Below are 25853 nucleotides of genomic sequence, written 5' to 3' on the forward strand. Positions count from 1 at the left end.
ACACGCTCAAAGAGGAAAGATGCCCAGCACGACGCACGCGATCGTCATCACGATCGATGCGCCGAACAACAGCGGAAACGTGAATTTCTGATGGTCGGCGAGATCGATGCCGGTCAGCCCGACGACCAGGAACGTGGCGGGCGTGAGCGGGCTGACCGGGAACCCCGTCGTCATCTGTCCCAGCAATGCCGCCTGGCCGACATGCACAGCCGGCACGCCAAGCTGCCCAGCCACTTCCGCGATCACCGGCAGCACACCGAAGTAAAACGAGTCGGGATCGAAGAGCATGCTGAGCGGCATCGACAGGAAACCGAGCGCAACGGGAATGTGCGTTGCCATGGAAGGCGGCACGAAACCAACCGCGGCTTGCGCCATGGCCTTGAGCATGCCGCTGCCTTGCATCACGCCCGTGAACACGCCCGCTGCGAGCAGGATGCCGGCCATCATCAGCGCGGCGCGTGCGTGGGCATCAATACGCTGGCGCTGCATGTCCACATTCGGATAGTTGACGAGCAACGCGACGCACAGCCCGACCATGAACATGATCGCCGGAGGAATCTTCTCGCCCATCACCACCATCGTGCCGAGCACCACCAGCGTCAGCACAATGTTGAACCAGAAATTCTTCGGCCGGCGCAGCGCTTTCTGTTCGTCGGTGAGTTCGCGCTTCGGCATCGGGATTGCGCCATCGGCGCCGGTGTATCCGAGCCGTTTCTCTTCGCGCCGGCCGAGCCACCAGGACACGCCAAATACGAACACGAGGCCTACGATCTGCACCGGAATCAGCGGATTGAATAACGCCGATATAGGCAGATGCAGCGACGCCGACGCGCGGATCATCGGCCCGGTCCACGGCAGGAAATTGATCCCCGCCGCCATCGATGCCGCCGCAGCCAGCACGCGCCGATCCATCTTGAGACGGTCGTAAAGCGGCAGCATCGCGGGAATGGTCACGAGAAAACAAACTGCGCCCGAACCGTCGAGGTGAATCAGCAGCGCGAGCAGCGTCGTGCCCATCACAATGCGCGTCGGCCGCGTGCCAACCGTGCGCAAGATGCGGTCGATGATCGGATCGAGCGTGCCGGCGTCGGTGATCGTGCCGAAGTACAGGATCGCGAAGACGAACATGCCGACGACAGGCGCAAGGCTCTTCAGCCCGTCGATAAAACAATTGAAATGATTTGATGGCAGCAATCATGTTCTGTAATAGACGAAATAAGAGTCGAGAATCATGGACCTGAATCTCCGCGATATCCGCGCGTTCATCGCCGTGGCCCAGGCAGGCAGTTTCACGCGCGCCGCCGTGCGGCTGCATCTGTCGCAGCCCGCGTTGACCGTACAGATTCGCCGTCTTGAAGAAACGATCGGCGCGCGGCTGTTCGACCGCAATAGCCGCAGCGTTGCATTGACGCCGGTTGGGCGAGATCTGCGGCCGGTCCTGCAAAAGTCGCTGGGCGACATGGAACAGGTTCTCCACGACGCCCGCGCACTCAGCGACGGCTCCGCCGGCACGGTGAGGCTGGCGTGCCTGCCGTCATTCGCCGCAAGCTTGCTGCCCGATCTGATCCAGGATTTCAGACGCGAGTTGCCACACGTGTCGTTTCAAATCCGCGATGTCGTCGCGAGCGTCGTCAATACGCTGGTACGTAACGAGGATGTGGACGTGGGACTGACCGGCGGCGATGTCACCGACGCCTCGCTGGAAGTGCTGCACGCGGGTGAGGACAGGCTGTGCGTCGTGTGTCCGGACGGGCATCCGTTGACGGCGGGCAAGCGAATCGGCCTGGAGGAGATCGTCCGCTATCCGCTGGTACTGACAGCGGCGGGAACGAGCGTGCGGGCAGTGGTGGACGCGGCGTTCGAACGCGCCGACTACGCGCCCGTACCCACCTGCGAGCCGACCTACATGATGACGGCGGTGGCCATGGTTCGGGCAGGGCTCGGCGTGACCATCCTGCCGCGCTCAGCGCGCGAAGTGCGCGCCGAGCCGTCACTGGTGACGCGGGTTATCGATGAGCCGGGTTTCGTGCGCCCCATCGCGCTCGTGAAGAAGCGCGGACGTACGCTACCGCCCGTGACGGAGGCATTTGTCGGCGTGATCGTGAAGGGACTCCGACAGCGTGGAGAGTAACGCGCCGCTATCGACTCAACGCAGACTCATCGTAGATTCAACGCATGTAAGCGAACACCGCCAGTGCGGCCATTACCGTGATCGCACCGCCAATGCGCGTTGCGATCTGCGCGAACGGCATCAGTTCCATGCGGTTACCTGCCGTCAGGATAGCGACGTCGCCCGTGCCGCCCAGACCGCTGTGGGTTGCGTTGACCATCGCGGCTTCCACCGGATGCATACCCATCAACCGGCCCACGCCGAAGCCCGTCACCACCAGCGTCAGCACGGTCACCACGGCCGTCACGATATTCGCCCAATGAAATGCCGTTACGATCTCGCCCCACGGTGTCATGGCGACGCTGATGGCGAACATCAGCGGATACGTGACGGCGGTGGAAAAGAACGAATACATGAAGCGGGCACCGCCGCGCACGCGGGGAGAAACCGCTTGCAGCAATTGCGCCGCGACCACCAGCAGCAGCATCACCACAGGCGCAGGCCAGCCGAACCATTGATGACTCAACTGCCCGACCAGATACAACGCGATGGCGGTGGCGCCCGCTGCGGCAACCGAGCTGACATCGAATTCGAACGCCACAGGCGCCGCCGCCGATGTGTCCGCTTGCGAGGAATCGGTGTTACGCGTCAGTTGGCCGTTGCCGGTCCACGCCGGCTTCTTCGTACCCACGTAGTTCAGGAAACCCGCACAACAGATAGCCGCAATGTTGCCGAGCATGACCGCCGACAACACCTGCGCGAACAGCGGGCCTTGATCGACACCCAGCGTCTGCGCGTACCCCATCGACAACGGCAACGCGCCCTCACCCACGCCGCCTGCCATGATCGGTACGACCACAAAGAAGAGCGTGTGTTTCGCGCCAAGCCCAAGCAATGCGCCCACGCCGGTACCCACCAGCGCCGCTGCCAGCGAACCGGCGCAGACCGGCACGAAGATCTTGATAAAGCCCTTGATCAGCGTCTGCCGGTCCATGCTCAGCACGCTGCCCACGATAATCGCAGCGATGAAGAGATAGAGAAAATTGGTGCTCTTCGTGAACGACGTCACCGACTTCGCGACGCTCACCGGCATCAGGTGGTAATAGATCAGCGCCGACGGCAGGAAGGCCGCGAAGATCGACGTTGCGCCAATGTGGCGGATCCACGGAATGCGCCGCGCGAGTTCAGCGCAGCTAAAACCGCCGACGGCGACCAGCGCGATGCCGGTCGGCAGATCGGCATCGAGTTTGCCGCCGGCGGCCATGGCGGCGAGCACGAGCAGCAGCACGATATACACCGGCAGGGGCAACACGCCGATACGGACATCGAATATCACCCACCAGCGATCTCTCCATACCGTTACGCCCGATGGCGCCGCAGCGTGGGGATTGCGTGTTTCAGACGTCTCCATTCAAGTCTCCATCACTTCGTTTTGCCAGCACACGAATAGCGCGAACGAGCGCGAACGGCGCGAACGCCTAGATCAGCAACAGCAAGGCCGCGCCATACACCACGGCGCCGAGCAGGAAGGTCATCACGGTGAAGCCAAGCACGCGCTGCACGCCGACACCCGCCATGGCGACCACCGGCGCAGCCCAGAACGGCTGCAGCATGTTGGACACCTGTTCGCCCATGGCGACCGCCATCGTGGTGCCGGGTACCGATGCATGCAGCGCCACCGCCGCCGGCACCACGAACGGACCCTGCACCGCCCAGTGGCCGCCACCGGACGGCACGAGGAAGGTCACGATCAGCGAACACACGTAGCTCCAGAAAGGCAGCGTGTGCGCGTTCGAAATAGCGATGAAAAAGTGCGACAGCACGTCGGGCAAACCGGTCGCTTCCATGATCCCCATGATTCCGCCGTAGAGCGGGTATTGCAGCATCATCGAGCCGGTCTGGCGCGCGGCATTCTTGATGGCGTCGGCGTAAGCGAGGGGGTAGCCGTGCAGCACCACGCCCGCGATGAACATCACGAAGATCACCGCGTTCACGCCACTGAAGCCCGTCTTGTGCGTCCATGCAATCGCGAGGAACGACACCCCCGCCGCGCCGATAAACGCGCTGCCCACCCACGAATATTCGAGCCACTTCGCCGGCGTGAGCTTGCCTGCGGGGCGGGTCTTGGCGGGTGGATCGGGATTCTTGTCGAGATCGAGCACGACGATGTCTTCATCTGCCGGCTTGAGAAAGGCCAGCGCGATCGGCGTGGCGACCAGCATCACGATCGTCGGCACCAGGTTGAACGCGGTGAACACCGTGCTGCTGAACGGCAGCACCTGTCCCGTCAGCTTTTCGACGACGTTCATGGAGCTGCCGTGCGTCGCCTGCGCGAGTGCGATCGAACTCGAAATACCGCTCGCCCACACGACCCAGCCGGAGAACCCGGCCGCGACTATCCACGCAAAGTCCACGCGCATGCGCTTGGCAACTTCACGCGCGAGCAGCGCTGCAACCACGAGCCCGAAACCCCAGTTGAAAAACGATGCCACCGCTACCGACACAAAGGTGAGCGTGGCAGCCTGGACCGGCGTGCGCGCGAGAGAAACAACCGCACGGAAAAGCCGCTGCACAGGGGGCGCGTGCGCGAACGCGTGACCGGTGACGAGGATCAGTGTGATCTGGAACGCGAACGTCAGGATATCGAAGAAACCCTTGTACCAGCCGCCGACAATTCCCATAAACGAGGCGTGCGGCGCGAATAACGCCGACACGACCGCGACGAACGCCGTGATCATGATGGCAAGGACGAACGGGTCGGGGATAACTCGCTCGAAGAGGTCAATGGTCGCGTTGGTGAAGCGCGTTTTACCGCTGCCGCCCGAAGGTGAAGCGCTCGCCGGTTTCATGTCAGTCTCCTTGTGATTGTTGTTGGATGTTTTAGTGTCGGGCCGTGTCGGAAGTCATTTCAGAAGTCATATAGCCTGGCGGGGTTATCGACGAGAATGGCGCGGCGTTGCGCGGGGTTGTCCACCCAGTGCGAAAGCAGGTCGAACAGCGCGGCGTCGTCAGGCTTTGCAGGCTCGGTCGTGTGCGGCCAGTCGCTGCCCCACACCAACCGCTCAGGCGCCGCATTGACCCAGGCATGCGCCGCGCGGTCCATGTCGCTGTAGCGTTGCGCTTCGCCCACGCGCGAATCGAGGTACGGGCCCGACAGTTTCAGCCACGCACGCCCTCCATCCAGCAGCGAACGAACAATGCCGAACGCGGGATGATCAATACCTTCAGGCAAGGGCAAACGCGCGAGGTGATCGAAGACGATCTTCGACGGCAGGCGTCTTAGCAAAGCCTCATGGTCCACGACCTGAGCCGCGGTCCAATGCAACTGGACATGCCAGCCAAGCTCATGCACCCGGCGCGACAACGACTCCACCATGTCGAAGCCGACCACTGCCTGCACCGGCGTGTACAGCGTGAAGCGAATCCCGCGGATACCGCCTTCATGCAGCGTGACGAGGTCCGCATCGCTCACGTCGGGGCGCAGCACCGCCACGCCGCGCGTACGGTCTGCACCCAGTTGCCGGATCGCGTCGAGTGTCACGCGGTTGTCGACGCCATAGATACGTGGCGTCACCACCACCGTGCGTGTAGTGCCAATGCGTGCCTGAATCTCACGGCGATAATCATCGGCGGTAGCGCCGTTCACCAGCGTGCCGCTGTGCGGATAGCGGGCGTCGTAGACATGCATATGCGCATCGCAGGCAAGCGGTGGCGCCGGGGTGTTTGCGGGCATGACGTGTCTCCTTCTTTTGCTTGTTTTATTCGCTTTTATTCGCGTTTATTCAATCACGCGCTTCGCCCGGAGCGCTTCAATGTCCTCACCCGACAGGCCTTGCTCGCTCAGCACCTGCTCTGAATCCTGTCCAAACGTGGGCGCGGCAAACGGTTCGGGACCGGGCGTCCGGCCGAACCGGATCGAACGCTTGAGCCCGCGATATCGCCCCACCACCGGATGCTCATACGTCGCAATCATGTCTTCGGCCAGCACTTGCGGGTCGTCGAACATGTCTTCGACCGTACGCGCCGCGGCACAAGGCACGTCTTCGCCGAACAGCGCTTCCCATTCCAGCGCGCTCTTCCCTGCCAAGGCGGCGTGAAGCTGCGGCACGATTTCATCCACGTGGAGTGCGCGCTTCCTGACGGTATCGAAACGCGGATCGGCGGCGAGTGCATCGAGGCCCGTCTTGCGGCACAGCGCCTGCCAGAAATGCGGCGTATTGGCGGAGATGTAGAGGTATCCCTCGCGCGTCGGATGAATGCCGGTGATGCCGCCTGAACGCATGTCCCGGCCGACTTCGCGAGGCTCGCTGTCGGCCCAGACCAGACGCGCCGACTGCATGGCGAGCGCGCTGCGCAACAGCGACACGCCCACGTACTGTCCCTCGCCGCTGCGCTCACGCTCGAACAAGGCCGACGCCACGCCCCCGGCTACCAGCGCGGCCGCGTAGTAATCCACCACCGATCCGTAGAGCACCTCAGGCGGGCCGCCGCTCTTGCCTTGCATCGTGCACATGCCGGTCATGGTCTGCAGCACCTGGTCGTAGCCGGCCTTGTCCTTGAGCGGCCCGGTTTCGCCATAACCGGTCACGGCGCAGTAAATGAGTCGGGGATTGAGGACCTTCAACTGCTCGTAATCAATACCGAGACGCGCCGGCACGCTCGGCCGGAAGTTGTGCACGAGCACGTCGGCACTGGCCACCAGCGCCTTGAGCGCAGCCAGCCCTTCAGGTTGCTTCAGGTCGAGCGCGAGGCCAAGCTTGCTCCGGTTCACGCCAAGAAACGCTCGGCTTTCGCTCTCGAGCGTCGAGGGATATTTGCGCAGGTTGTCGCCCGCAGGCGGCTCGATCTTGATGACTTCGGCGCCCTGGTCGGCAAGCAGGCTGCACCCATACGGCCCGGCGATATACGCGCTCAGGTCAAGCACGCGGATGCCGCTCAGCGGCCCGCGTGCGCCATCAGGTCTGCGGGATGGCTTGCTCATGCCTGTGACTCCCGATCTTGCTTTGAAACCGCGCCCGAAGCCGCATTCAAAGCCGCCTGTGCCACGATCGCGCGCGCCCGAGCGACGAATGGGCCGTCGATCATCTTGCCGTCGACCACGTACGCGCCCCGGCCTGCCGCATCGGCTTCTGCTGCCGCCTCGACCACCCGTTGCGCGTGGGCGATCTCATCGGGCGTCGGCTGGAATACTTCGTTGGCGAGCGCCACCTGGCTCGGATGAATGCAGCTCTTGCCGATAAAACCGAGACTGCGCGCAAGCCGCGCTTCGGCCTGGAAACCGGCCTGATCGCGGATATCGGCGAACGCCGAGTCGTAGGCGAACACGCCCGCCTCGCCCGCCGCCATGCTCAACGCAAACATGGCCTGCTGGATCGCCGCGATTTCCCGCCGCGCGATGCCCAGCGGCTCGAACAAGTCGCCCAGCCCGAGCTGCAGGCCTTTCACGCGAGGATGCGCGCTGGCCAGTTCAAACGCGCGCCGCAATGCCCCGGGCGATTCGATATTCAGCAGCAAGCCAATCGGCTCCGTCACGCTGTTTGCGCGTTCGGCTGCATCGAGCGCGTTCGCGGCTGCCCGCACGTCGTCGGCATGGCGCGGTTTCGGCAGGTTGATCAAATTGACGCCCGCCTGCACGACGGCGGCGAGATCGGCTTCGAAATGGGGTGAATCGATGGCGTTCACCCGCACGATCATCGTCTTTCCACCGAACCGGTCCGAGGAAGAACAGTTCGAACCGGGAGGAGAACTCAGCAGAAGATCGCGCAGATGCGCCCGGGCTTCGGGCTTGCGCGCCTCCGACACGGAGTCTTCGAGATCGAAAGAAAGGGCGTCTGCCTGGCTCGCCAGCGCTTTGGCGAACAGTTCGGGCCTTGAGCCCGGAACAAATAATTTGCTTTTCATCCTGCCAGTCTAGCCACCGGCACAATGAAGATAAAGCGATAGAATGTGCCTTCAAAATCAACTAAAAGTATCTTTATGGAGACCTCGTTCCTGACCAGTTTCCTGCTGGTCGTCGATACCGGCTCAATGGCCGAAGCCGCGCGCCGCCTCGACCTGACGCCCGCTGCGGTGGCGCAGCAGATCCGCACGCTCGAGCGCGAATTCGGCGCGCCGCTCCTCGCGCGTGCCGGCCGGACGGTATCGGTCACGCCTGCAGGCAGCCGGATAGTCGCGCAGTCGCGGGGTTTGCTGCGTGAACTCGCCGACCTGAAGGTCCTCGCCAACGACGAACACGCGACTGGCGAGCTCAGGCTCGGCACGATCAATACGGCGCTGCATAGCCTGCTGCCGGACATCCTGGCGCATTTTGTCAGCGCACATCCGCATGTGAAGGTGTTCATCCAGTCGGGATCCTCGAACGAATTGTATGAAGCATTGCGGCAAGGCGACGTCGATGCAGCCGTCTGCACGCATCCTGCATTCGCCATGCCGAAAACCTTCGTGTGGGAGCTGCTGCGTGAGGAACCGCTGGTGGTGATCGCGCCGCAGAGCCTGGCGAAACGCGATGCGCATGACCTGCTCGCGCACGAGCCGCTGATCCGCTACGACCGCTCGCGGGCGGGCGGCAAGGAGGCCGAGCGCTATCTGAGGCGTGCGGGCATCGTGCCGACCGAGCGCTTCGAACTCAGCTCGCTCGCAGCCATCGCGATGATGGTGGACCGTGGACTCGGGGTGTCCCTTGCACCGGATGTCGCGACACCAATAACCGGCACCCTGCGCATCGCGCGGATCAGCTTGCCGATGGAGTCAGAACCTCGCCGCTTCGGTGTGCTCTGGAAACGGGGGTCAGTACGTGACCGCCTGATTCGCAGCCTGATGGACTGCGCGCTGCTGTGCGTGCGCGGCTAATGATATGAAAATACCGGGACTGCTTGCGCCGCCCCAAAAACAATACGGCGGCACGTTTGCACGTGCCGCCGTATGTAGCGCTTGAAACAGCCTTAGACATACTGTCCCGAGCGCCGGGCTCCTGGCCTTGCCGCTTACTGCGGTTGGCCCTTGTCATTGGTACCCATGGCCGAAGCAGCTGCGGCGGCCGATGCACCCTTCAGGTGCGACGCCTTGTCTTCCTGATGCAACGTCGTACCGTGGACGCCGGATGCTGCTTTCTTATGCTTGAAGTGCGGCAGGTGCGGTTTGGGTTCTTTAGGACTGACAGCAGGCTTGCTTTCGTCCGTCTTCGAACCGCCACCACCCGATTGAGCCATTGCCGTGCCTGCGAACGCGAATGCGAGCGCACCAACCATTGCAATTTGCGAGAACTTCTTCATTGCCAATCTCCCTGGAGTTATAAATCGATTGCAGCACCGCATTGTTGTTCGAAATACAGAGAATTTCAACGAATTCAGCGCATTCCTATCGAAAGTTGGTTTTGGCCAACTCAACGATTTCGTCCCCGCGCCCGTTCAAAATTGCGCGCAGCATATAGAGGCTGAATCCCTTCGCCTGCGCCAGTTCCACTTTTGGCGGCATGGCCAGCTCGTGTCTGGACGTCACCACGTCCACGAGCGCCGGCCCGGGATAAGCGAAAGCCTTCTGCAGAGCCTCCGCAATGTCCTCCGACTCCTCCACCCGGATGCTGAAAATACCCGCGCCCTGGGCGATGGCGGCGAAGTCGGTCCTGGCCAGATCGACGTTGGTATCCAGGTAGCCGGCGGCCTTGAGCTCCATGGAAACGAAGCCGAGCAGACTGTTGTTATAAACCACCACTTTGATGGGCAGATCGAGCTGGCGGGCGCTGAGCAGGTCGCCCAGCAGCATCGACAACCCGCCGTCACCCGAGAGCGAGATCACCTGCCGCCCCGGGTTCGCACCCTGCGCGCCAAGCGCCTGGGGCATCGCGTTGGCCATGGAACCGTGGTTGAACGAGCCGTGAAGCTGGCGTTTGCCGTTCATCGTGAGGTAACGCGCGGCCCAGACGGTCGGCGTGCCGACATCGGCGGTGAAAATGGCGTCTTCCGCAGCGGCTTCGTTGATGAGTTTCGTCAGATATTGGGGATGGATCGGCTTGCCCGGGCCTGACGGCGTAGCCAGTTCGTCGAGCCCCTTTCGCGCCGTTGCGTAGTGCTTGCGGGCGGTATCGATGAAATTGCGGTCCGGCTTGCGCGAGAGCTTCGGCAGGACCGCCGCGACCGTCTCCTTGACCGTGCCGACCAGCCCTAGTGCAAGCGGCGCACGCGAGCCGAGCTTCGAGCCGCGCCAGTCGACCTGGATGATCTTGGCGTCGGCCGGATAGAACGGCCGGTAGGGGAAATCGCAGCCGAGCAGCAGCAGCGTGTCGCACGACATCATCGCGTGGTAGCCGGAGCTGAAACCGATCAACCCCGTCATGCCGACGTCGTACGGGTTGTCCCATTCAATGAACTGCTTGCCGCGCATCGCGTGGACAACCGGTGCGCCCAGCATGTCCGCGAGCGCGACCACTTCGTCGTGCGCGCCCGCGGTGCCGCTGCCGCACATGAGCGTCACCGCTTCCGACTCGTTCAGCATGGCCGCCAGCCGGTCGATATCGACGTCCGATGGCAGGATGGTCGACGGCCCCGTGGCGGACCAGCCGGGTTTTTCCGTTGGCGCGTCGCTCAACGCGACATCGCCGGGCAGCACGATCACCGCTACGCCACGCTCTTCGATCGCCGTGCGCATCGCGCGGGCGAGCACGCGCGGGAATTGCGCTGCGCTCGACACCAGCTCGACATAGTGGCTGCATTCCTTGAACAGCGCGGTCGGATGGGTCTCCTGAAAGTAGCCCAACCCGATTTCCGTCGATGGAATATGCGCGGCAATAGCCAGCACCGGCTGCTGGTTACGGTGGCAGTCGTACAAGCCATTGATCAGGTGCAGGTTGCCCGGGCCGCAACTGCCGGCGCACACGGCAAGCTTGCCCGTCGATGCCGCGTCGGCGCCTGCCGCGAACGCGGCCACTTCCTCGTGGCGCGTATGCATCCAGCGGATGGAGCCGACCTGATCGAGGCTGTAGGCGAGCCCGTTCAGGCTGTCGCCGGTAACGCCCCAGATACGCTCGACGCCTGCCGCCGCCAGCGTCCTGGCCAAAAATTCCGCAACCGTGTTTCTTGCCATGTCCTGCTCCTTGCATGAAAAGAGGGATCGGAGTGGTGGAAAGGATGCCGGCTTGTCAGCGTCCTTTCGTCATACGCGTGAGACAGGTCAAAACGACAGCTCAAAACGACAGCTCAAAACGGGCTCAAAGTGAAAAGCATAGACGTCACGCAGGGGATCAACTATGAAAAACCTTAATCGGCCTGCTTTACGAATGGCCGACGACGGGGTCGGGCGATGGTCGAATGACCGCGCGCCGTCCTCGTTCACGCAGCCGCCACGCGGGATCGAAGCGCACCGGTTGCTAGAATGTCCGTCCCTCCTTTCTGCCTGAGCCAAGAACCGCCCTGATGGATCTCGAACGCATTCTCTTCACGCAGGGCTTTGGCTCGCGCCGCCAATGCCGCGCGCTCGTAGCTGATGGCCGCGTATCCATCGCGGGTTCGCTTTGTACCGATGCCGCGATCGACATCGCGTCTGACGCGCTCGCGTCATTCGAGTTTCAGGTCGATGGCGCGACATGGCGGTATCGGGAAAAAGCGTATCTGGTACTTAACAAGCCGCCGGGATACGAGTGTTCACGCGATCCGCAACACCACCTGAGCATCTTTCACCTGTTGCCGCTGCCATTGACGGAGCGCGGCGTGCAATGTGTGGGACGTCTGGATCAGGACACGACCGGGCTCCTGCTTCTCTCTGACGATGGTGCGTTCGTGCATGCGTTCACATCACCGAAACGCAAGGTGGCGAAGATGTATCTCGCGACCACTCGCCATCCATTGGACGATGCTCAGCTCTGCGCACTGCGCAATGGCGTCCTGCTGCACGGCGAATCGCAGCCAATAGCGGCAGTCAGCGCAAAACAACGTGACGAGCGAGAGCTCGAACTGTCGGTGCTCGAAGGCAAGTACCACCAGGTGAAGCGGATGGTCGCGGCGGCGGGGAACCGCGTGGAGAAATTGCATCGGGAGCGTATTGGCGGCTTTGGTTTGCCTGATGACCTGGCCGAAGGCCAATGGCGCTGGCTGGACGATGCAGACCTCACCATGCTCAGGCAAAGCTGATACGCCCGGCGTGCGTCATGTTCGTGCGATAGCGCGCTGAGTCACGATCGCGGCGGGTTTAACGTCACGATGAGACCCGAGCCGGTGCGCTGCATCCATCCGCGCGCTTCGAGCGTAGAACGTGGCATCCCTCTGCTTTTCGACATTTATGCCCGCACAAGAAAAACGCCGCATCGTGACATTCGGGCTTGCGAGTCTTGCCGCTGCGGCACTCGCCGCCTGTAGTCCCGTCAGACTCTTGAACGCCGCCATCCCGTCGGGTGGTTACAGGAAAACATCAGGCATTGCGTACGGAAGCGATCCGCGTCAGGTACTCGACGTCTATGTGCCCGTCGCGGCAGGTGCCGCGCCGCGCCCGGTTGTCGTCTTCTTCTACGGCGGAAGCTGGCAAAACGGCGACCGTGCCAACTACCTGTTCGTAGCACAGGCACTGACCTCACGCGGTTACGTAGCCGTGCTGCCCGACTACCGTACGTATCCGGAAACGGCGTTTCCCGGTTTCGTTAATGATGCGGCAGCCAGCGCTCGCTGGACCCGCGACCACGCGCATGAATTCGGCGGCGATCCGTCGCGGCTGTTCGTCATGGGTCATTCGGCAGGCGCTCATCTCGCCGCGCTGATCGCGACGGATCCGCGTTATCTCGCTTCGCAATCAATGTCGAAAGCCGACTTGCGCGGGGTGATCGGCCTGGCTGGACCTTACGACTTCCTGCCGATCAAGGACCCCACGCTACTCGACGTATTTCCGGCAGGCACGCGTGCCGAGAGCCAGCCGATCAATTTCGTCACTGGCCACGAGCCGCCAATGTTCCTCGCAGCCGGCACGGACGACACCGTTGTCGATCCCGGCAACACCGATCGCCTGGCGGCCATGCTGCGCAAACATGGCGATTCGGTGGAGGTAAAACACTACGACGGCTTTGGCCATATCCGCATTGTTTCGGCGCTGGCGTTGCCGTTGCGGGGACGCTCGACGGTGCTCGCGGATGTATCGGCGTTCATTGATTCGCGATGAGCGGACTGTGACCCGGACCGTCGCGATTCAATAGGTGTTAACACAACGCGCTGGTGCCGCGTTGCAGCATGCCTTTCTTACGACGTAAATCTATACTCCTTACACGACTATTAAAAGAAGCAGGAGGGCCATCATGGCCGCTCACATGACCATTGCAATGATTGCGTTCGTGGCTTTCAGCGTGTTGTTCATCGTCGGATTGCTGGTGACGATGCACCTGCGCCATCGCTATCAACCCAACCTGATTGGTGCGCTGATCGGGGCTTTGCTGTGCTTCATTCTGCTGGAGACGCTACCGGTACTGATGTGATGGTGAACTGAGCATTCGCCTCGTTCCGGAAGTCGCGCAGGAAGTCGTGAATGCTCGGATAACGCAACGTGTAACGCATTTCGTCTCGCAGCCGGGTGTTCTGCAGACGTCGCGATTCACGCATGAACGAGAGCATCATCGGCTCGAGTTGCGTCTCTGCCTGCTCGCGCGAAACACGGGGAGCGCGCGGCAAGCCGAACGCATCGGCCACCAGGTCGAAATAGTCCCCCATGCGCAAGTCGCTATCGTCCGATGCATGCACCACACGCTGCGGACGTGCCCGCCGGATTGCGAGTACGAGAATGGCGGCGAGATCGTCGGCATGGATGTGGTTGGTGTAGACGTCGTCGCCGGGCGCGAGCGCCGGCGTCCCCTTCTGCAGCCGTGCCAGCGGCAGGCGGTTGCCGGCGTAAATACCGGGAATCCGCACAATCGATGCACTCAGCAGACCGCGCCGCGTGGCGCCCCGCAATTGCGCTTCCGCCGATACCCGCCGTTTCGCACGCGCGTTGTCCGGCCTGACCGGGCGCGTTTCATCAATCCACGCCCCGCCGCAATCGCCATAAACCCCCGACGTGCTCGCATAAATCAGGCGGATTTGCCGCGGGCGCGCAGCGGTGCTGGAAACCCGGTCGGGTACAATAGACGGTCTTTTTATGGCTTTGGCGTGCGTTTTGACGCCCGCTTGCATGCTGCTTTTGAAGGTCGCGCGAAACCATTCGCGCCACGCCCTCTGGCGCGCCACCGCGCTGGTCGCCACGCGCGCAACGGACCGTCGCCGCGCACTCAGCGCGGCAATCAGCGCGCGGGTCCTGCTGTCGTCGTCGCCGTCTTTCTGGGGCGGCGCGAGATGCAACACCGTGGACGCAAGACCGGCCAGGCGCCGCAGGCTGCGGCGCTCGTCCAGATTGCCGATCAACGGTGTTGTGCCGGCTGCGCGCAGTTCGGCGGCACGCGCGGGTTGACTTGAAAGTGCGATCACGCGAGGCGCGGCGGCACGGCGGGCGAGAAGCGGCACGCACCGCAGGCCGACATCGCCGCAACCGGCAATCAGCACGCACGCGCGGCGTAGTTTTCGAGTGGCGATCATGCTGTCGATTGTAGCCGCGGCGGCTTTTGCATTTGTTTCACCCAACTCATTCAGGATCTATGGCTTTCAACGTTACGCTCCGGCAAAGCGGCCGGCAGTTTCAGGTAGAACCAGACGAAGCGGTGCTGCTTGCCGCGCTGCGTCAGGGCATTGGACTTCCCTACGGCTGCAAGAACGGAGCCTGCGGTTCATGCAAGGGCACGGTCGTGTCCGGCGAAGTCGAGCAGGCGCCGCATTCGTCGTCGGCATTATCCAACGACGAGAAGACCCGCGGCATGGCCCTTCTCTGCTGCGCGACCGCCAAGGGCGACCTGACAGTCGACATACGCGAGGTCGCAGGCGTAGGCGACATCCAGGTCAAGAAGCTGCCCTGCCGCGTGAACGCGCTGGAGCGCAAGGCGGGCGACGTCATTGAACTGAAGCTGCAATTGCCGGCCAACGAACGTCTGCAATACCTGGCCGGCCAGTACATCGAATTCATATTGAAGGACGGCAAGCGCCGCAGCTATTCGATGGCGAGCCCCCCGCACCACGAAGGCCCGATCGAACTGCACGTGCGCCACATGCCCGGCGGCACCTTCACGGACCACGTGTTCGGCACCATGAAAGAGCGCGACATCCTGCGCTTCGAAGGCCCGCTCGGCACGTTCTTCCTGCGTGAGGATTCAGAGAAACCCATCGTGCTGCTCGCTTCCGGCACGGGCTTCGCACCCATCAAGGCGATCATTGAACATGCCGTGTTCAAGAACCTGAACCGGCCCATGACGCTCTATTGGGGCGGCCGCCGCAAGCAGGACCTGTACATGATGGACATGGCCGAACAATGGGCGAAGGACGTGCCCAACTTCTCGTTCGTGCCGGTGCTGTCGGAACCCGATGCAAACGACGCATGGACTGGCCGTACGGGCTTTGTTCATCGTGCTGTCATTGAAGATCTGCCAGACTTGAGCGCGTATCAGGTGTACGCGTGCGGCGCACCGGTCATGGTGGAATCCGCGCAGCGCGATTTCACGAGTCACCACCGTTTGCCGGAGGACGAGTTCTACGCCGATTCGTTTACCAGCGCGGCGGATCTCGCCAATCCGGTTTGAGCGCAAGTTAGCCGCACCAAAGCCGGCGAGTGTGGCGGCTCGAAAAAAAATCGGGCCGCCATGGTTTACACGCAGGAACTTCGTATCGTATTCTTCGCGAATGCTCAAAATTTACGCCACTCTTCGACGTCGCCGCTCGCTGCTCCCCTAGGGATGCCGCTGGCTCGTCACGGATTGGCGCTTGAGTTTTCGGACCAGCGCACACTTCGCCACCATGAAGCCACGGAATTCCGTGGCTTTTTGCATTGTTGGTTCGGTATTTTTCCCCGCCACCTTTTTTCCTTGCTGTTTTCGTGGAGCCCGCCGTCATGAATTTCCAAGAGTACCCCGTCGAATCGCTGATGTTCATCACGAACCGTCCTGAAATCGTGTTCACGCACGGCAAGGGTTCCTGGCTCTACGACAACAACGAGAAGCGATACCTCGACTTCATCCAGGGCTGGGCGGTGAATAGTCTGGGTCATTGCAACGACGGCATGATCGAAGCCATGGACAAGCAGGCTCGCACGCTGATCAACCCGTCGCCGGCTTTCTACAACGCGCCGATGGCCCAGCTCGCCGGCCTCCTGACCGCGAACAGCTGCTTCGACAAGGTGTTCTTCGCCAACAGCGGCGCCGAAGCCAACGAAGGCGCGATCAAGCTCGCGCGCAAGTGGGGCAAGAAGTTCAAGGGCGGCGCGTACGAGATCATCACGTTCGACCACAGCTTCCACGGCCGGACGTTGGCGACCATGTCGGCCAGCGGCAAGCCGGGCTGGGACACCATCTATGCACCGCAAGTGCCGGGCTTCCCGAAGGCTGACCTGAACGACATCGCGTCGGTGGAAAAGCTCATCACCGATAAAACCGTCGGCGTGATGCTCGAGCCTATCCAGGGCGAAGGCGGCGTGATCCCGGCCACGCGCGAGTTCATGCAGGCTTTGCGCGCGCTGACGAAGAAACACAACCTGCTGATGATCGTCGATGAAGTGCAAAGCGGTTGCGGCCGCGCCGGCACCTTGTTCGCGTATGAATTGTCGGGCGTGGAGCCGGACGTCATGACGCTCGGCAAGGGCATTGGCGGCGGCGTGCCGCTGGCTGCGTTGCTCGCGACCAAGGAAGTGGCGTGCTTTGAACCCGGCGACCAGGGCGGCACGTACAACGGTAATCCGCTGATGACGGCCGCGGGTTTTTCGGTGATTTCCCAACTGACCGCGCCTGGTTTTCTCGAAGGCGTGCGTGAACGCGGTGAGTACCTGAAGGCGCAGTTGCTGCAGCTCTCCGAAGAGCGGGGTTTTAACGGCGAACGTGGCGAAGGTTTGCTGCGCGCGTTGCTGCTCAATAACGACAACGGTCCGAAGATTGTCGACATGGCGCGCGACATGGGACCGGATGGCTTGCTTCTGAATGCGGCGCGGCCGAACCTGCTGCGCTTCATGCCGGCGCTGAACGTGACGAAGGCCGAGATCGACCAGATGATGTCGATGCTTCGGACCGTGCTGGATTCGCTATGATCATCCGGGTTTTCGACGAGCGCGACACGCAGGCTGTGCTCGCGCTCTGGGCACAAGCATTTCCGGAATACGCCACGCCAGGAAAGCCGCAGCGTGATCCGCGTTTATCGATTAGAAACAAGCTTGCCATGCAACCGGAGTTCTTCTTTGTCGGCATGTTGGAAGAGCGCTTGATCGGCACGGTGATGACGGGTTACGACGGGCATCGCGGATGGATGTATTCGCTCGCGGTCGCCGAGGATCAACGCGGTAACGGTTATGCCCGTGCGCTGGTCGAGCACGCGGAACGCGCTCTCGCCGCTATCGGATGTCCGAAGCTCAATCTGCAGATCATGGCGAACAAGCCTGAAACGCAGGCCTTTTACGCGAAGCTCGGTTATCAGATGGATGAAGTGGTCAGCTTCGGCAAGCGGCTTTGAGCACGCGTTAAAAAAGCCGCATGCCCTTCAAAGGCATGCGGTTTCGTCATTCATCAACGCCGATCACTCGCCGACTCATTCACCCAAGTAAGCAGCCCGCACCTTCGGATCGTCGAGCATGGTCTTCGCGTCACCCGACATGGTGACCAGGCCCGAATCCATCACGTAACCGCGGTTCGCCGCCTGCAACGCCAGACGCGCGTTCTGCTCAACCAGCAGCACTGTCAACCCTTCGCCCGAAATCTCGCGCACCACTTCGAAGATCTTCTCGACCATGATCGGCGAGAGACCCATCGACGGTTCGTCCAGCAACAGCAGCTTCGGCCGCGACAACAGCGCCCGCGCCATGGCCAGCATCTGCTGCTCACCGCCCGACAACGTGCCCGCATACTGCGACGCCCGCTCCTTCAGCCGCGGGAAGAAGCCGAACATGCGGTCGGTGTCCTTGTCGATTTCGTCCTTGTCGTTACGCAAGTACGCGCCCATCTGCATGTTTTCCAGAATCGACATGCGCGCAAAAATGCCCCGCCCTTCCGGCACCATCGCGAGGCCGCGCTTGAGCAATTCATGCGACGGCACACCCTTGATCGACTCGCCCATATATTCGATATCGCCAGCCGAATACGCCTTCAGGCCCGTGATAGCTTTCATCGTGGTCGTCTTGCCCGCGCCGTTCGCGCCGATCAGCGTCACGAGTTCGCCCTTGCCGACTTCCAGGTCCACGCCCTTGACGGCATGAATGCCGCCATAGCTGACCTGCAGCCCCTTGATCTTCAACATTGCGCCGTTCGCGCCATTCGTCGTAGCCATCAGTGAACCCCTGCCCCGAGATAAGCCTCGATCACCTTCGGATCCTTCTGCACGTCCTGCGGCAGACCCTCGGCGATCACCTTGCCGTAATCGAGCACCGTCATCCGGTTGCACAATCCCATCACCAGTTTCACATCGTGTTCGATCAAGAGGATCGTGCGGCCGTCGCTGCGAATCTTGTCGAGCAGGCGCGTGAGTTCGACCTTCTCCGTCGCGTTCATGCCGGCGGCAGGTTCATCGAGCGCGAGCAGCTTCGGATCGGTGGCCAGCGCACGTGCAATTTCCAGGCGGCGCTGGTGCCCGTACGACAGGTTGCGCGACGTGTAGTCCGCGTATTGCAGCACGCCCACGTACTCCAGCAACTCCAGCGCGCGCTCCTTGATTTCCTTCTCTTCGCGACGCTCGGACGGCGTCTGCAGCACCGCGCCGATCAGGCCGTGCTTGGTGCGCACGTGGCGTCCGACCATCACGTTTTCCAGCGCCGTCATGCCGCCGAACAGACGAATGTTCTGGAAGGTACGCGCAATGCCCGCCTTGGCCACCTGATGCACGGCCGTCGGCGTGTAAGGCGTGCCGTCGAGCACGAACGCGCCCGAATCCGGCGTGTACAAGCCCGTGATCACGTTGAAGAACGTGGTCTTGCCGGCGCCGTTCGGGCCGATCAGGCCATAGATTTCGCCCTCCCTGATTTCCAGGCCAACTTCGGCTAGTGCCTGCAAGCCGCCGAAGCGCTTGTTCACGCCCTTCACGGACAGTCGAATGGGTTTATCACTCATTGTGTTTTCTCCGCTCTCTCGGGGGCTCAGGCGCGCACCGGCTTCTTGCCAGCGCGCTTCGCAATCTTCGCGATCTTGTCTTCGTGTTTCGGAGACGGCCACAGGCCTTCCGAGCGATACAGCATGATCAGCACCATCGCGAGACCGTAGAGCAACTGGCGGATGACTTCGGTGTCCACGATCTGGTGACCGAAGATGAAGTTCTGCAGCGGACCCATGGTCGAGCGCAGGAATTCAGGAAACACGGCCAGCAGCACCGCGCCCAGGATCACGCCCGGAATGTGGCCCATGCCGCCGAGCACCACGCAGGCCAGCACCACGATGGATTCCCAGAACGTGAACGATTCCGGCGAAACGAATCCCTGGAACGTACCGAACATCGCGCCCGACAAACCGCCGAACGACGCACCCATCGCGAAGGCCAGCAGCTTCACGTTACGGGTGTTGATGCCCATCGCCTTGGCGGCGATTTCGTCTTCGCGGATCGCGGCCCACGCGCGGCCAATACGCGAATGCTGCAAGCGTACGCACACGAAGATCACGAACAGCGAACACAGCACGAACAGGTAGTAATAGTTGTAGACCGAGGGGAAGCTGAACCCGAACAACGAGTGCGTCTTCGACAAATCGAATCCGAGGAACGACACCGGGTCGATGCCGGTAATCCCCTTCGGCCCGTTCGTGATGTTGACCGGACGATCCAGGTTGTTCATGAAGATCCGGACGATTTCCCCGAAGCCCAAGGTCACGATAGCGAGGTAGTCACCGCGCAGACGCAGCGTTGGTGCGCCGAGCAGGACACCGAAGGTGGCAGCCAGCCCCATTGCACAAGGCACGATCACCCAGATCGGCGTATGCAACCCGCCGGGGAACAGGTGGGCGATCCACTCGAACTGCGTGGTCAACTGCGGCGAGGACAGCAACGCAGCCACGTAAGCGCCCACCGCATAGAAAGCGATATAGCCCAAGTCCAGCAGCCCGGCAAAACCCACCACCACGTTCAGGCCCAGCGCCAACATCACGTACAGCATCGCGAAGTCGAGCACGCGGACCCAGTAGTTGCCGCCGGCGGCGCCAATCAACATCGGCGCGAGGACGACGAGTGCGGTAACCAGCACCGTGACGGCGTAGTTCTTCGCGGTCTTTTTTTCAGGGATGAGCGTGGTCGACGGCTCGATCGGTTGAATTGAAGTCATGCTTGGTCTCCCCTATTTATGCGCGATCTGCGACACGTTCGCCGAGCAGCCCGGACGGACGGAACACCAGCACGATGATCAGCACGATGAACGCGAACACGTCCTGGTAGTTACTGCCGAACACACCGCCTGTCAGATTGCCGATATACCCCGCCCCAAGCTGTTCGATCAGGCCGAGCAGCACGCCGCCCACCATCGCGCCGCCCAGGTTGCCGATCCCGCCCAGCACCGCCGCCGTGAACGCCTTCAACCCGGGGATGAAGCCCATGTAGAAGTGCGCGTTGCCGTATTCGGAGGCGATCATCACACCGGCGAGAGCCGCAAGCGCGGAGCCGATCATGAAGGTCGCGGAGATCACGAAGTTAGGGTTCACCCCCATCAGGCTCGCGACACCCGGGTTCTCGGCAATGGCCCGCATTGCGCGGCCGAGTTTCGTCTTGTGCACGAGCAGCAGCAGCCCGCCCATCACGAGGAACGCCACCACGATAATCACGATTTCCGTCATTGAAATGACGGCGCCCGGACGGTCGGCCGTGGCCGTGATCACGTTGATCGGATCGGTGGGCAGCAGTTGCGGGAAGGCCAGCGGATTGCGGCCCCAGATCATCATGGCGATCGTCTGGAGAAGAATCGATACGCCGATGGCGGTGATCAGCGGAGCCAAACGCGGCGCTCTGCGCAAAGGCCGGTAAGCCACGCGTTCGATGGTGTAGCCGACCAGCGCGCAGACGACTGCGGCGACCAGCAGCGCGATGACCAGCACCAGCGCTAACGGCATGCCCGGGAAGTGGTTCTGCAAAACGCCGATGGCCGACAACGCGACCATGGCGCCCACCATCAGCACGTCCCCGTGAGCGAAGTTGATGATGCCGAGAATCCCGTACACCATCGTGTAACCCAACGCGATGATGGCGTACACGCTGCCAAGCACCAGCCCGTTGATAATCTGCTGGATGAAGATATCCATTGAAGGCTCCTTAGCCGTGCGACTAGATTTACGCTTTATCGCTGGCCGATAAACCGAAGGGAAGAAAAAAACGCACCCGCACCGCGCGTACTTGAAAAAAAACTCTAAAACGTCCGAAAGTGACTACGTATCGAGGGATTGCTCAACCTGGTGTGCACTCGCCGCACGGCGCTGCAGCACAGGGTTACGGCGTAATGACGTCAATGACGTTCTTCTTGTTATCCTTGAAATCCATTAGCGTGATTGCACCGCCGCCTTTCAAATCGCCTTTGTCATCGAATGCAATGTGCCCTGTCAGGCCATTGAAATCCGTCGACGCAATCGCGGCGAGCACCTTGGGCGCTTCAATCGAGTTAGCCCGCTTCATTGCATCGACAATCACATACACGGCGTCATAGGTGAACGGCGCATAGCTCTGGACCGGCAGATGGAATCGGGCTTCGTAGTGCTGCGCGAAATCGCCGCCCTTGTCCAGCTTCGACACGTCCACCCCGAGTTCCGAGCACACCACGTTCGGTGCTGCGTTGGCCGCGAGCGTGGCCATCTCGGCGGAACACACGCCGTCACCGCCAAGAATCTTCGCCTTGATGCCCATTGCCGCCGCCTGCCTGGCAAACGGTCCGCCGGTCACGTCCATGCCGCCGAACATCACGGCGTCCGGCTGGACACGCTTGATCTTGTTCAGTATTGCCTTGAAGTCCCGGGCTTTTTCGCTCGTCACTTCGTGCCCCGTGATGCGGCCGCCGCCTGCGACCACGGCTTTTGCAAACTCGTTCGCGAGACCCCGGCCGTAGAGCGTGGCGTCATCGACGACCACGATTTTCCGCGCGTGCAGCGTCTTGAGCGCGTAGGTCGCAAGCACCGGCCCCTGGCGCGCGTCCGTCGGCACTACACGAAACGTCGTTTTGTACCCCTGCTGCGTGAACGCCGGGTTGGTCGTCGCCCCCGAGATCTGCGCCACGTCAGCGTCGCTATAGATCTTCGATGCCGGAATCGACACGCCCGAATTCAAATGTCCGACGACCGCCACCACGTGATCGGCCACCAGCTGCTGCGCCGCTGCAATACCCTTCTTGGGATCGGCCGCGTCATCCTGCGTGTCCAGTTCGAGATGAATCGCGTGACCGTCGATAGTCAGTCCCTGCGCGCTGATTTCCTCGATGGCCAGCCGTGCGCCGTTTTCATTGTCCTGCCCGAGATGCGCCAGCGGCCCGCTGAGCGGCGCAACATGGCCGATCCTGACGACCGTCGCGCTGCTGGCCGGTGCAGGCGCGGACGCCGCAGCCACCGATGCAGCCGATGCCGCCACGGCGGGCGCACTTCCCGGCGCACTCGCCCCGGCACTCGCCGACGCTTCCGGCACCGCCGATGCCCCTGCGGGCGGCTCGTTATCACTCTTTTTGCTGCACGCCGTTGTCATCGCAACCGCAGCGGCGATGGTCAAGGCAAAGCCAAACTTCATTCGCATTCAATAAGTCTCCGGCGCCTTGAAAAGCTGGTGTTTCCAGCCCATCCGGCTTGGAACGCGCGCATTGTAACTCGGTTTTTGAGACGTGCAATATTGTTCAGCGACAGGGGTTTTCCTCCATTGCAACCCTCTCTCCGGCCTCTGGCTGAGGCATTGGAGCAACCCGGTTGCGCCCCGTCACGGTGCGCGAGTTGCACCATTGGTTGGCGTTGTGGGTAAACACCGATGCATGCATCGGCTTCGGCGCCGCTGTGGATTCTCATAAACGCACTTTCATGGTGCGAGTGCAAAATCAGCGGGTCAATCCGGAGGTTCTCGTAGCGCCGTAGAGGTGAGACGGCAGGCGCGACCTCTTTTCACGGCCGGCAAAACAAAAGGCCGCGCCAACGTGAGTTGGCGCGGCCTCTCAATGCGCGTTCGACTGTAGCCTCTAATTCAACACGCGAGGACGCTCCGCGGACAGTGCTTCATTCCGACGGCAGCGTCAGACCCCGTGGCAGCGGAAACGACACTTTCTCCTCGATCCCTTCGAGCGGACGCACGTTGCGCACGCCCAGCTCCCGCAACCGCGCGATCACCGCCTGCGCCAGCACTTCCGGCGCCGACGCGCCCGCCGTCACGCCGATGCGCTTTTTCCCTTCCACCCATTTCGGATCGATTTGCGTGGGCGAATCCACCATATAGGCGGGGATGCCGCGTTTTTCAGCCACTTCGCGCAGCCGGCTTGAATTCGAGCTGTTCGGGCTGCCCACCACGATCACCACATCGCATTGCGGCGCGAGAAACTTCACGGCGTCCTGACGATTCTGCGTGGCGTAGCAAATGTCCTGTTTCTTCGGCTCTTTCACCGACGGGTATTTCGACTTCAGCGCGCCGATGATCGCGGAGGCGTCGTCCACTGACAGCGTGGTTTGCGTCACGTAGGCAATCCTGTCGGGATCGGCAAGCGCGAGGGCTTCCACGTCCTCGATGTCCTCCACCAGATGCATGCCCTCGCCGCTCTGCCCCATCGTGCCCTCGACTTCCGGATGCCCCTTGTGGCCGATCATCACGATGTCGAAGCCTTCCTGGCGCATCTTCGCGACTTCCATATGCACTTTGGTCACGAGCGGGCAGGTTGCGTCGAATACGCGCAAGCCGCGGGTTTCCGCTTCCGAGCGCACCGCTTTCGACACGCCATGCGCGCTGAAAATCAGCGTGCTGCCTTCAGGCGCGTCCGCCAGGTCTTCGATGAACACGGCGCCTTTCTTGCGCAGGTCCTCGACCACGTAGGCGTTGTGCACGATCTCGTGGCGCACGTAGATAGGCGCGCCGAACAGCGCGATGGCCCGCTCCACTATTTCGATTGCGCGATCGACGCCTGCGCAAAAACCGCGCGGCTGGGCGAGAAGAATTTCGACATCGAGAAGGGTGTCAGTGGAGCTCATGGCTACAGAATTCCGATGATTTTCACTTCGAACGCCAGCGCCTGGCCGGCAAGCGGATGGTTGAAATCGAACAGCGCGGAGGTCTCGCCGACCTCCTTGAGCACGCCTGCGTAACGGCCACCGCCCGGCGCGTTGAATTCGACGAGGTCACCCGGGGAAAAATTCTCGCCGATCATTGCGTTCTCGCGCAACGTGGCCAGCGACACCCATTGCAGCATTTCCGGATTGCGCGGACCGAACGCCTGACCGGGCATCAGCCGAAAGGTCGAGTGGTGACCCACCTTCAGACCCAGGAGAATGTCTTCCAGCGGCGGCGCAAGATGACCGGCGCCCAACAATAGCGTAGCGGGCTTGTCGGCGAACGTGCTGACAATGTCCGCTCCATCCTCAAGCGCAAGCCGGTAATGAAGCGTGACGTGCGAACCGGGTTTCACCTCGGAAATATCAATGATGCTCATGTTTGATCGTGGTAGCCGTAAAAGCCGTAATTACCTTCTCAGCCGGTCCCGCCGTCCGATAAAAGGCCGGGCGTCCAGACAGGACGCAGTCATGGCGAAAGCTTGGGTCGCCCCCGGGCATTGCGCCGCCGAAGCCTCCGCGGGGCAAACCGCCGGGCGCTCGCTCGGGGTGGTGCCAAACCCGTATTGTAAGCCACAGTGCGACCGCCCCGCCTTGGTCCGGGCAATGCCCCGGCGTGATAACGCACGGGCGGGACAGTCACCGCTTCCGACATTACTTCCGGTGTTCCCCGACGGGAGCGTGACATGAACGCCCGGCTCGAACTGGTGCAAAACAACGCCCCCTATCCCGCCCGAGCCCTGCTGGCAGCGGACCCTCCCGCACGGATCGCGCCTGGCGTCATGCGCATCCTCGACTGGCCCGTGCGTGATCGTCCGCGCGAGCGCCTGTTGAAACTGGGTGCGCAGACGTTATCCGACGCCGAGTTGCTCGCGCTGTTCCTGAACACGGGCCGCCCGGGCATGACCTCCGTCGACGTGGCGCGCGACCTCCTGGTCCGGTTCGAATCAATCAGAGGCGTACTGGGCGCGACTGCGGCGGAATTACGCGGGTTCGACGGTATCGGGCCGGCGAAGGCGGCGCTGCTGCTGGCTGTCTCGGAGCTGTGCCAGCGTTCGCTCGCGGAAAAAACCCGCGACCGGCCGTTGCTGGATGCCCCGCAAGCGGTGGAAGACTATTTGAAGTGGCTGATCGGCACGCGGCCCAACGAAGTGTTCGTCACCCTTTTTCTCGACATCAAACATTGCCTGATCACCGTGGACGAATCGGCGAAGGGTTCGATCTCGCGCGTTGCCGTGTATCCGCGTGAAATCGTACGGCGGGCACTCACTTTAAATGCGGCCAGCCTGATCGTCGCGCATAATCACCCCTCCGGCGGGGTGGAGCCGAGCGCAAACGACCGCCGGCTGACGCGTGTGCTGCAGGATTCGCTCGCGCTGATCGACGTCCGGCTGCTGGATCATCTGGTCGTGACCTCGAACGAGGTTTTCTCTTTTTCGCGACAGGGATGGATGCCGGCATGACTTGAAGCCGGAGTGACAG

The 25853-nt window shown here is 62.1% G+C and carries 24 protein-coding genes and 1 pseudogene; 9 read left to right on the top strand and 16 right to left on the bottom strand.

Annotated elements, in window-relative coordinates; all coding sequences use genetic code 11:
• Positions 1-6 precede the first annotated feature (6 nt).
• Positions 7-1164: pseudogene (locus tag AWB69_RS00635) on the bottom strand (CitMHS family transporter); the annotation flags it as partial.
• Positions 1165-1231: 67 nt separating this feature from the next.
• Between AWB69_RS00635 and AWB69_RS00640 the strand changes: the two are divergent.
• Positions 1232-2131 (top strand): LysR family transcriptional regulator, encoded by a 900-nt coding sequence (locus tag AWB69_RS00640; RefSeq protein WP_062081001.1) that lies wholly within the window; start codon positions 1232-1234, stop codon positions 2129-2131.
• A 37-nt stretch (positions 2132-2168) separates the two neighbouring features.
• Here AWB69_RS00640 and AWB69_RS00645 read toward each other — a convergent pair whose 3' ends face one another.
• The 5 genes from AWB69_RS00645 to AWB69_RS00665 all read right to left on the bottom strand — a co-directional run bounded on the left by AWB69_RS00645 (position 2169) and on the right by AWB69_RS00665 (position 8011).
• A complete protein-coding gene (locus AWB69_RS00645) occupies positions 2169-3521 on the bottom strand; it encodes a 2-hydroxycarboxylate transporter family protein (protein ID WP_062081002.1) in 1353 nt (450 codons plus the stop codon).
• Positions 3522-3588: 67 nt separating this feature from the next.
• A complete protein-coding gene (locus tag AWB69_RS00650; protein WP_062081004.1) occupies positions 3589-4959 on the bottom strand; it encodes a short-chain fatty acid transporter in 1371 nt (456 codons plus the stop codon).
• 59 nt (positions 4960-5018) lie between these two features.
• A complete protein-coding gene (locus AWB69_RS00655; RefSeq protein ID WP_062081006.1) occupies positions 5019-5843 on the bottom strand; it encodes an amidohydrolase family protein in 825 nt (274 codons plus the stop codon).
• Between the two features lie 45 nt (positions 5844-5888).
• Positions 5889-7091, bottom strand: a complete 1203-nt coding sequence (locus AWB69_RS00660; protein ID WP_062081008.1) for a CaiB/BaiF CoA transferase family protein — start codon at positions 7089-7091, stop codon at positions 5889-5891.
• Positions 7088-8011, bottom strand: coding sequence for an HpcH/HpaI aldolase/citrate lyase family protein (locus AWB69_RS00665; protein ID WP_062081009.1), 924 nt, complete (start codon positions 8009-8011; stop codon positions 7088-7090). The genes AWB69_RS00660 and AWB69_RS00665 overlap by 4 nt, the downstream gene beginning before the upstream one ends.
• A gap of 75 nt (positions 8012-8086) precedes the next feature.
• Between AWB69_RS00665 and AWB69_RS00670 the strand changes: the two genes are divergently transcribed.
• Positions 8087-8959 (top strand): LysR family transcriptional regulator, encoded by an 873-nt coding sequence (locus tag AWB69_RS00670; protein WP_062081011.1) that lies wholly within the window; start codon positions 8087-8089, stop codon positions 8957-8959.
• 134 nt (positions 8960-9093) lie between these two features.
• Here the strand turns inward: AWB69_RS00670 and AWB69_RS00675 are convergent, their stop codons facing one another.
• Together AWB69_RS00675 and poxB are read right to left on the bottom strand one after the other, a co-directional pair.
• Entirely contained in the window at positions 9094-9381 is a 288-nt protein-coding gene (locus AWB69_RS00675; RefSeq protein ID WP_062081013.1) for a hypothetical protein, read from the bottom strand.
• 85 nt (positions 9382-9466) lie between these two features.
• Positions 9467-11188 (bottom strand): ubiquinone-dependent pyruvate dehydrogenase, encoded by a 1722-nt coding sequence (poxB, locus tag AWB69_RS00680; protein ID WP_062081016.1) that lies wholly within the window; start codon positions 11186-11188, stop codon positions 9467-9469.
• A 329-nt stretch (positions 11189-11517) separates the two neighbouring features.
• On the opposite strand from poxB, the gene AWB69_RS00685 reads away from it, so the two are divergent.
• From AWB69_RS00685 to AWB69_RS48545, 3 genes are all read left to right on the top strand, one after another.
• Positions 11518-12231 (top strand): pseudouridine synthase, encoded by a 714-nt coding sequence (locus tag AWB69_RS00685; protein WP_062081018.1) that lies wholly within the window; start codon positions 11518-11520, stop codon positions 12229-12231.
• 148 nt (positions 12232-12379) lie between these two features.
• A complete protein-coding gene (locus AWB69_RS00690; protein WP_062081020.1) occupies positions 12380-13246 on the top strand; it encodes an alpha/beta hydrolase in 867 nt (288 codons plus the stop codon).
• Between the two features lie 133 nt (positions 13247-13379).
• The gene (locus tag AWB69_RS48545; RefSeq protein WP_165936529.1) at positions 13380-13556 is read left to right on the top strand and encodes a hypothetical protein; all 177 of its coding nucleotides are present in this window, start codon (positions 13380-13382) and stop codon (positions 13554-13556) included.
• Here AWB69_RS48545 and AWB69_RS00695 read toward each other — a convergent pair.
• Positions 13522-14646: an NAD-dependent epimerase/dehydratase family protein gene (locus AWB69_RS00695; protein WP_062081331.1), complete on the bottom strand. Its 1125-nt coding sequence runs from the start codon at positions 14644-14646 to the stop codon at positions 13522-13524. The two genes, AWB69_RS48545 and AWB69_RS00695, sit on opposite strands and share 35 nt — an antisense overlap.
• 59 nt (positions 14647-14705) lie before the next feature.
• Here AWB69_RS00695 and AWB69_RS00700 point away from each other — a divergent pair, with 59 nt between their 5' ends.
• The 3 genes from AWB69_RS00700 to AWB69_RS00710 all read left to right on the top strand — a co-directional run bounded on the left by AWB69_RS00700 (position 14706) and on the right by AWB69_RS00710 (position 17649).
• Positions 14706-15737: a CDP-6-deoxy-delta-3,4-glucoseen reductase gene (locus AWB69_RS00700; protein ID WP_062081022.1), complete on the top strand. Its 1032-nt coding sequence runs from the start codon at positions 14706-14708 to the stop codon at positions 15735-15737.
• 308 nt (positions 15738-16045) lie between these two features.
• On the top strand, positions 16046-17230 hold the full coding sequence (locus AWB69_RS00705; protein ID WP_062081024.1) for an acetylornithine transaminase: 1185 nt from the start codon (positions 16046-16048) through the stop codon (positions 17228-17230).
• The gene (locus AWB69_RS00710) at positions 17227-17649 is read left to right on the top strand and encodes a GNAT family acetyltransferase (RefSeq protein ID WP_062081026.1); all 423 of its coding nucleotides are present in this window, start codon (positions 17227-17229) and stop codon (positions 17647-17649) included. Before AWB69_RS00705 ends, AWB69_RS00710 begins: the two co-directional genes overlap by 4 nt.
• A gap of 75 nt (positions 17650-17724) precedes the next feature.
• On the opposite strand, the gene AWB69_RS00715 is transcribed toward AWB69_RS00710, so the two are convergent.
• The 7 genes from AWB69_RS00715 to AWB69_RS00745 all read right to left on the bottom strand — a co-directional run bounded on the left by AWB69_RS00715 (position 17725) and on the right by AWB69_RS00745 (position 24751).
• On the bottom strand, positions 17725-18429 hold the full coding sequence (locus tag AWB69_RS00715) for an ABC transporter ATP-binding protein (protein WP_097265852.1): 705 nt from the start codon (positions 18427-18429) through the stop codon (positions 17725-17727).
• Between the two features lie 29 nt (positions 18430-18458).
• Positions 18459-19235, bottom strand: coding sequence for an ABC transporter ATP-binding protein (locus AWB69_RS00720; protein ID WP_062081030.1), 777 nt, complete (start codon positions 19233-19235; stop codon positions 18459-18461).
• A gap of 26 nt (positions 19236-19261) precedes the next feature.
• Entirely contained in the window at positions 19262-20431 is a 1170-nt protein-coding gene (locus AWB69_RS00725; RefSeq protein WP_062081032.1) for an ABC transporter permease subunit, read from the bottom strand.
• Between the two features lie 16 nt (positions 20432-20447).
• The gene (locus AWB69_RS00730; RefSeq protein ID WP_062081034.1) at positions 20448-21398 is read right to left on the bottom strand and encodes a branched-chain amino acid ABC transporter permease; all 951 of its coding nucleotides are present in this window, start codon (positions 21396-21398) and stop codon (positions 20448-20450) included.
• Positions 21399-21582: 184 nt separating this feature from the next.
• Positions 21583-22866 carry a branched-chain amino acid ABC transporter substrate-binding protein gene (locus tag AWB69_RS00735; RefSeq protein ID WP_062081036.1) on the bottom strand — a complete coding sequence of 428 codons (1284 nt, stop codon included), beginning with the start codon at positions 22864-22866 and terminating at the stop codon, positions 21583-21585.
• 467 nt (positions 22867-23333) lie between these two features.
• Entirely contained in the window at positions 23334-24293 is a 960-nt protein-coding gene (gene ispH / locus AWB69_RS00740; RefSeq protein ID WP_062081039.1) for a 4-hydroxy-3-methylbut-2-enyl diphosphate reductase, read from the bottom strand.
• A gap of 2 nt (positions 24294-24295) precedes the next feature.
• Positions 24296-24751 (bottom strand): FKBP-type peptidyl-prolyl cis-trans isomerase, encoded by a 456-nt coding sequence (locus AWB69_RS00745; RefSeq protein ID WP_062081042.1) that lies wholly within the window; start codon positions 24749-24751, stop codon positions 24296-24298.
• Between the two features lie 306 nt (positions 24752-25057).
• Between AWB69_RS00745 and radC the strand changes: the two genes are divergently transcribed.
• Positions 25058-25834 (top strand): RadC family protein, encoded by a 777-nt coding sequence (gene radC, locus AWB69_RS00750; protein WP_062081044.1) that lies wholly within the window; start codon positions 25058-25060, stop codon positions 25832-25834.
• Positions 25835-25853 lie beyond the last annotated feature (19 nt).

This window comes from Caballeronia udeis, from assembly GCF_001544555.2.
GTDB classification, from domain to species: Bacteria; Pseudomonadota; Gammaproteobacteria; order Burkholderiales; family Burkholderiaceae; genus Caballeronia; species Caballeronia udeis.